2 rRNA genes are annotated in these 1,794 nt (G+C 55.3%); both read right to left on the bottom strand.

The window, feature by feature from the left end:
* Positions 1 to 14 precede the first annotated feature (14 nt).
* A 5S ribosomal RNA gene (gene rrf / locus G0Q01_RS25580) occupies positions 15 to 129 on the bottom strand.
* A 112-nt stretch (positions 130 to 241) separates the two neighbouring features.
* Positions 242 to 1,794: ribosomal RNA gene (locus G0Q01_RS25575) — 23S ribosomal RNA — on the bottom strand; the annotation flags it as partial.

The following is a 1,794-nucleotide window of genomic DNA, read 5'->3' as shown; positions in this document are numbered from 1 at the left end:
GTGGGTTTTACTAGGTTTGGCGGTGACCTACTCTCCCACGTCTTGAGACGCAGTACCATTGGCGCGGCAGCACTTAACGGCCGGGTTCGGAATGGAGCCGGGTGTTTTGCTTGCGCTATGACCACCAAACCGAGAAAAACCCACTTTGTCGCGCTGTTTTGAGCGCGACGTGGACCAAGTCAAGTATTTTGTAGGGGTTGTATGCTTCGTCTGATCTGGAACAGCCTTGCTGTTCCTGGATCGGATCAAGCCTATCGGGCCATTAGTACCGGTCAGCTGAACGCATTGCTGCGCTTACACCTCCGGCCTATCGACGTGGTGGTCTTCCACGGCCCTCAGGGATACCTTGTTTTGAGGGGGGCTTCCCGCTTAGATGCCTTCAGCGGTTATCCTGTCCGATCATAGCTACCCAGCACTGCCGTTGGCACGACAACTGGTCCACCAGTGGATCGTTCACCCCGGTCCTCTCGTACTAGGGGCAACTCCTCTCAAGTATCCTACACCCACGGCAGATAGGGACCGAACTGTCTCACGACGTTCTAAACCCAGCTCACGTACCTCTTTAAATGGCGAACAGCCATACCCTTGGGACCTGCTCCAGCCCCAGGATGAGATGAGCCGACATCGAGGTGCCAAACACTGCCGTCGATATGGACTCTTGGGCAGTATCAGCCTGTTATCCCCGGCGTACCTTTTATCCGTTGAGCGATGGCCCTCCCACTTGGGACCACCGGATCACTATGGCCGTCTTTCGACTCTGCTCGACTTGTCAGTCTTGCAGTCAGGCTGGCTTCTGCCATTGCACTCAACGAGCGATTTCCGACCGCTCTGAGCCAACCTTCGCGCGCCTCCGTTACGCTTTAGGAGGCGACCGCCCCAGTCAAACTACCCGCCACACAGGGTCCCGGAACCCGATAAGGGATCGCGGTTAGACATCAAGCAATGCAAGGGTGGTATCTCAAGGGAGGCTCCACAGAAACTGGCGTTCCTGCTTCGAAGCCTACCACCTATCCTGCACATGCATGGCCTGATGCCAGTGTGAAGCTGTAGTAAAGGTGCACGGGGTCTTTCCGTCTAACCGCGGGAAGCCTGCATCTTGACAGGCAATTCAATTTCGCTGAGTCGATGTTGGAGACAGCGGGGAAGTCGTTACGCCATTCGTGCAGGTCGGAACTTACCCGACAAGGAATTTCGCTACCTTAGGACCGTTATAGTTACGGCCGCCGTTTACCTGGGCTTCAATTCAGAGCTCTCACCCCTCCTTTTAACCTTCAGGCACCGGGCAGGCGTCAGACCCTATACGTCGTCTTGCGACTTCGCAGAGCCCTGTGTTTTTAGTAAACAGTCGCCACCCCCTGGTTTGTGCCCCCAGCCAAAACTTGCGTTGAAACTGGGCCTCCTTCTCGCGAACTTACGGAGGTATTTTGCCGAGTTCCTTCAACATCGTTCTCTCAAGCGCCTTGGTATTCTCTACCAGTCCACCTGTGTCGGTTTAGGGTACGGTCTCAAAGTGGGGCTATTTCCAGGAACCGCTCAGCAGCCCTTCCAATCCGATAAGGAAGAACGACCTTTGCGATCCGTCACCACCACATGGCCCAGGAATATTGACCTGGTTCCCATCGACTACGCCTTTCGGCCTCGCCTTAGGGGCCGGCTTACCCTGCTCAGATTAGCTTTAAGCAGGAACCCTTGGACTTTCGGCGAGAGTGTCTCTCACACTCTTTGTCGCTACTCATGTCATCATTCTCGCTAGTGATCTCTCCACCGGATGCCTTACAGCCCGGCTTCACAGAA

The organism is Salipiger sp. PrR007 (assembly GCF_010499845.1).
In the GTDB taxonomy this organism is placed as follows: Bacteria; Pseudomonadota; Alphaproteobacteria; order Rhodobacterales; family Rhodobacteraceae; genus Salipiger; species Salipiger pacificus_A.
The sequence above is the reverse complement of the archived record's forward strand: the minus strand, read 5'-3'. Positions and strand labels throughout refer to the sequence as shown.